Raw genomic sequence first — 4,561 nt, forward strand, 5'->3', positions numbered from 1 at the left:
TCATGTCACGGCGTAGCCAGCCGTCGTAGTCCTGCCAGGCGTTGGGGGTGAAGACGATGCGTAGGCTCACGCCGCTTCCTTGCCGGAGTCGTGTGCGGCGGAGTCGGGATCGAGTAGCGGATGTTCCTCAACCAGGCCGGCGTCGGCCTGCGCGATGCTCTCCAGCAGGCGGCGAGCGTTCGACGCTGAGCCGAGGACATGCAGTGTCTCCCTCATGGCGTTCCACTCGTCGAGGGAGACGATCACGACCGCCTTGCCGCCGCCGCGAGGGATGACGCATTCTTCGGCATCGTCGATCACCATGTCCACGACGGCTGCGAAGTTCTTGCGGACGTCGCTGATTGTCAGCACCTTCATGGTGGCTCCTCAAGCTTCGGCAGAGTACGTACGTCTGAGCGTACGCTCAGGTGTACGTCATGGCGAGTGCTCCAGATCGGCCGAGTATGACTCGCTGAGGGCCGCACGGAGCTTGCGTACTCCGTCCGCAGGGTGAGGCCCTCCTGTTCGCGGAAAGCGCGGATCGGAGGGCCTCGTCATGTCTGCTCCGGGGGGCCGAACCCCCGGAAACTCCGCGGCGGTGGTTGCGGAGAACTCAATTCGGGCTGGCGTAGCGCTTGCCGAGCAGCGCCGGGAGCTTGTGCACTTCCTCGGCGGGGTTCAGTAGGCAGTGAGCACCGACGTTCGTTGCTGCTCCTTCGCGGATCCGCTGAACATCGGTGACGCCGGCTTGCCGATGCGCGGCGCGCCATCTTCGCACCGTATCCGGCGCCAGTGCGGCGATCTCGATGGCCGGGAGTTCGGGAGGGCCTGGCCGGACCCTATGTAGAAAAACTAGCGTGGGTCGGCTACGGTGGCCCGCATGCCGAACCCGTTACGGGTGACCGCGGCCGTCTCCAAGGTGCTGGCCGTGTTCCTCGAAGATCCGGAGGCCGATCGCTACGGCCTGGAGCTGATGCGTGCCAGCGGGCATCCCAGTGGCACGCTCTACCCGATCCTGCTGCGGCTGCAGAACGCCGGCTGGGTCGTGGCGCACTGGGAGGACATCGACCCGGTCGTGGCCGGGCGGCCGGCCCGCCGCTACTACCGGCTCACGCAAGACGGCCGGGTCTCGGCGCGTACCGAGATCGCGGCGCTGCACGCCCAGCTGAACCGAGGCCTCGGCGCGGCGAAGCCGGCGACGAATCCCAGGACGGCGTGAGTGCGCGGGGCAGACGTGCGGATGGCAGACACGACCTGCCGCGACCGCCTGGCTGTGGACGGCCCCCTGGAAGGGATGTCGGCATGAATACTGTGGACCGACTCACCCGTTGGTGCCTGGCGCGAGCCGCCCGGCGTTGGCCTGCCGAGCTGCGCGAGGAAATGCGCGCGGAGTGGCTCGCCGAGTTGGCCGCGCTCGAGGCGGACCAGGGCAGGGCGAAGGAAAAGCTGGGGTACGCGCTCAGCCTGCTCGCCGCGCCGCCGATCCGGGACACGAATGGAGCGCCGCGCGGCTGGGGCGAGTCGCTCGCACCCGGCGCGCCCGCAGTCGGCCTGCTGGTCGCCGCGCTGATCACGCTTTCGGCGTCCAAGTACTCGTACGGCCTCGCCTCCTGGCTGCTCGGCCTGGCCGGCGTGGAGCCTGTCTCGTTCGGCGCCGAGTGGCTGACCTTCCTGGTGGGGGCCGTCATCATGCTGGCCTGGTGCCTCCTGGCCGGACGCTGGCTCGGTCGGCGTTGGCCGCTGTCGCGTGCCGGCCGGTTCGGTGAGGCCGGCCCGGCTGTGTTCGCGCCGGCTGTGTTCGCGCCGATCGTGCTGCTCGGCGCGCTCCCCGACGCGGAACCGCCGCACCTGCTCGGCGTGCTGGCCGGGCTGCTGATCTGGGCGCCCGGCACCGCGTCGGTCGGCGTCGCAGCGATTCGTGCGGCCGGACGGGGCCGGGCCGCAGCGCTGATGCTGCTCGGCGTGCCGCTGGTCAGTGCGCTCGCCGCGGTGGCGTCCACCATGCCGTTCGCGCTGAACAGCCAGAACGGGCCGGCCGCGATGGTGGCGTCCCTGACCATGGGCGAGGTGCCGCCGGAGTTCCAGGAGATCGTGAACGGGGTCAGCAGCCGCACGTTCTCGTACCAGGGCCCGTGGGGACTGTCGCTGGTCTGCTTTGCGGCTTTCACGCTGGCGTACGGCTTCGGCGCGCTCCGTCCGCGCCGGGGGTGGGTCGCGGCGCAGAATGTGGCCAGGGAGAGGGGGCCGATGCCGGTGGCCGTGGTCGTGGCCGGCGCCGGTGCGCTCGCCGTGGGCGTGATCGGCTGGGCGTACACGTTGGTCGTCCTCACGCCGGGAATGCAGGAGGTGTCCGCGGCCGCGCCGATGCCCGGCGGCGACGGCGAACTCTACATGTGGACCGCGGAGCTGCGCGCGACCACGATCCTGCTGGCCATGCTCGGCACGCTCGTCGCCACCGCGGACCGCCGCTTCGGCCCAGCTGCCACATTGCTGGTGGGCGCCGGACTGACGCTGGCGAACGCGGTGTTGAACCGGATGAACCTCACCGGACTGGGCGGCCTGCGGCTCGCGTTACTGGTCGGTGCGGTGCCGGTGGTCGCCGGCTGGATCGTGGCCGGGCGTGCGCTGCGCGGCGGGCCATCCGGCGCCTCGTTGCGCCGCGTCACGGTCGGCGTGCTGGTGACCGCGAGCGTGCTGCCCCTGATCACGCTGCAGGGCACGCCGGGGGTGAACCATCCATTCCTGCCGATCGGCCTGACGGTGACCACGATCGGCCTGGCGGTGGCCGGCATGCTCCTCGCGATCGTCCCGACCCTCGCGCTCAGCCGCCGCCCGGTGCCCGTCTGGGCTGCGATCCTGCTGGTCGTGGCCCCGATCGCGTTGACTGTCGGTGTCGGCCTGGTCCCGCCGCCGATGTCCGAGGACTCCAGCGGTCCTGCCGCCCTCGCCGGGTTCGCCGGGCTGCCACTCGCGGTGGTGTGTCTTGCGCTGCTGCGCCGGCACCGGGCGCGCGGCCGTGGCCGGACGGTCGCGATGTGGACCGCTCTGAGCGTGGCAGCGGTGCCCGGCACGGTCCTGGTCGTCGCCGTAGGCGCGTTGCTGCTGAGTTTCGTGCCGGAACTGGTCTTCGGCATCGACGGCGGCGGCTACTCGTTCGACGGGCTGTCGTACGTGCCAGGCGCGGCGACGCTGATGCTGCCGCTGGCCGCCTTGGCCGCGGCCCGAGTCGACGGCGCCTCCGGCACGGCACACCGGCGCAGCCCTTTGCCGGATCCCGGCCCGGTTCCGTCGCCGGAATCCGTAGGCAGGTCCGTGGCGACGACCGGTTTGTAGGAGAGCGTTTCGATCTCAGGCGATGGTGCGTACCGGCAGACGCAAGCCATGGATGCCAGCACCGCCGAGGTTGCGTTCAGGGGCCTCGTCGGCGTGGGGACGAGAACCGGAAGGTTGCCGTGAAGCGGCGGGCGAATCCAAAGAGGCGAGAGGTGTGACCTTGCCGTCTTTGGCTACCACGTCGACCAGGCGAAGCAGCGTCGGGTCACATCTGCTCAGATCGAGCACAGCGCTCCCTCCACGTCCTGGCCACCTCGCCGAGGCGGGCATCTCCGGTAGCTGCGAGGTCGGCATAGACGAGCGGCCATGGGGCATTCTGCGTCTTCAGCGCAGGATCTTCCTCATGCGGGCGTGGCGAAATCCAGAACTTGTGGCGGACGAAGATATTCGGTATGCGATCCGGGCTCGCGCTCCATCGGTTCAGGATGGGAAGGCTTGGATCTGGGTTGTCGAGGTACAGCGTCAAGGTTGATGGACGCGCGATATCGACGCCGTCGGCGGATTCGCCGCTGAGGTAGCTGGGCTGCTCGTTGCTGACCGGTCTGGAGGGATCGCCGTGATATTGGGCGAGCCTCAGTCGTCGGCCGAGTCCGGCGGGGTAGGCGGCGGTCCAGTAGTCGAGCAGTTCGTCAGCACGAGCCAATCTTCGCGAAGTCGGCAGGAGGAGACCGGCTTGTTCGAGTCGTGTCAGGGCATCGTGTGCCTGGCCTACGGACATGCCCGCAGCGGTCGCGATCTCCCGGACACTTCCGCGCGCAAGCTCAGGCCAAGCGAGGAGCGCAAGGATGACCTGTGAACGGCCAGGGCTGAAGAGGTTGGTCGACTGGTGTGGTTGAGTGATGCGCGGGCTGCTCTTCGGTGCCTGATTGGTCGGTTCCGTACGACCCTGCACTTCGACGAGCGCGCCGTCGAATGCTATGAACGCGTTTCCTAGGGCATCCACGAACTGGATTCCCGCGTCGCGGAGGGCGGCGGCGCTCCGCCTGCTGATGCGATCACCGACGACCAGCAGTGGGTGGGGCGCGGCGGACGTCCGGTGCGCCAGCGAACTGAGTGTCATCGACTCCTGCACCACTAGCGCGTACCGACCTTTGGCATCCGCATGCGCAAGCGTGACGATCGCATCGACGCCCGCATCTCTGTGCCGGGTAGATGGCGTGTGTTCCAGAGACTCGACTGCGAGGGTTATGCCGAACTCGCGCAGGCGCTCCCGAGCGACCTTCAATGCGTGGGSTCGGCGATCGTGCCC

Annotated in this window: 5 protein-coding genes; 2 read left to right on the forward strand and 3 right to left on the reverse strand. The window is 69.2% G+C overall.

The annotated features are described in order from the left end of the window. Positions 1 to 66: 66 nt before the first annotated feature. Positions 67 to 357: a type II toxin-antitoxin system Phd/YefM family antitoxin gene (locus DMB66_RS45370; protein ID WP_125810319.1), complete on the reverse strand. Its 291-nt coding sequence runs from the start codon at positions 355 to 357 to the stop codon at positions 67 to 69. A 502-nt stretch (positions 358 to 859) separates the two neighbouring features. Here DMB66_RS45370 and DMB66_RS45375 point away from each other — a divergent pair. Both DMB66_RS45375 and DMB66_RS45380 read left to right on the forward strand, forming a co-directional pair. Further along, positions 860 to 1,198, forward strand: a complete 339-nt coding sequence (locus DMB66_RS45375) for a PadR family transcriptional regulator (RefSeq protein ID WP_125810320.1) — start codon at positions 860 to 862, stop codon at positions 1,196 to 1,198. Between the two features lie 83 nt (positions 1,199 to 1,281). Beyond that, positions 1,282 to 3,312: a hypothetical protein gene (locus DMB66_RS45380; RefSeq protein ID WP_125810321.1), complete on the forward strand. Its 2,031-nt coding sequence runs from the start codon at positions 1,282 to 1,284 to the stop codon at positions 3,310 to 3,312. 15 nt (positions 3,313 to 3,327) lie between these two features. Here DMB66_RS45380 and DMB66_RS45385 read toward each other — a convergent pair whose 3' ends face one another. Together DMB66_RS45385 and DMB66_RS45390 are read right to left on the reverse strand one after the other, a co-directional pair. Continuing rightward, the gene (locus DMB66_RS45385; RefSeq protein ID WP_125810322.1) at positions 3,328 to 3,540 is read right to left on the reverse strand and encodes a hypothetical protein; all 213 of its coding nucleotides are present in this window, start codon (positions 3,538 to 3,540) and stop codon (positions 3,328 to 3,330) included. Further along, on the reverse strand, positions 3,518 to 4,561 hold a 1,044-nt coding region (locus tag DMB66_RS45390), incomplete at its 5' end, for a type IV toxin-antitoxin system AbiEi family antitoxin (protein WP_233625306.1). The genes DMB66_RS45385 and DMB66_RS45390, both read right to left, overlap by 23 nt.

This window comes from Actinoplanes sp. ATCC 53533 (genome assembly GCF_003947245.1).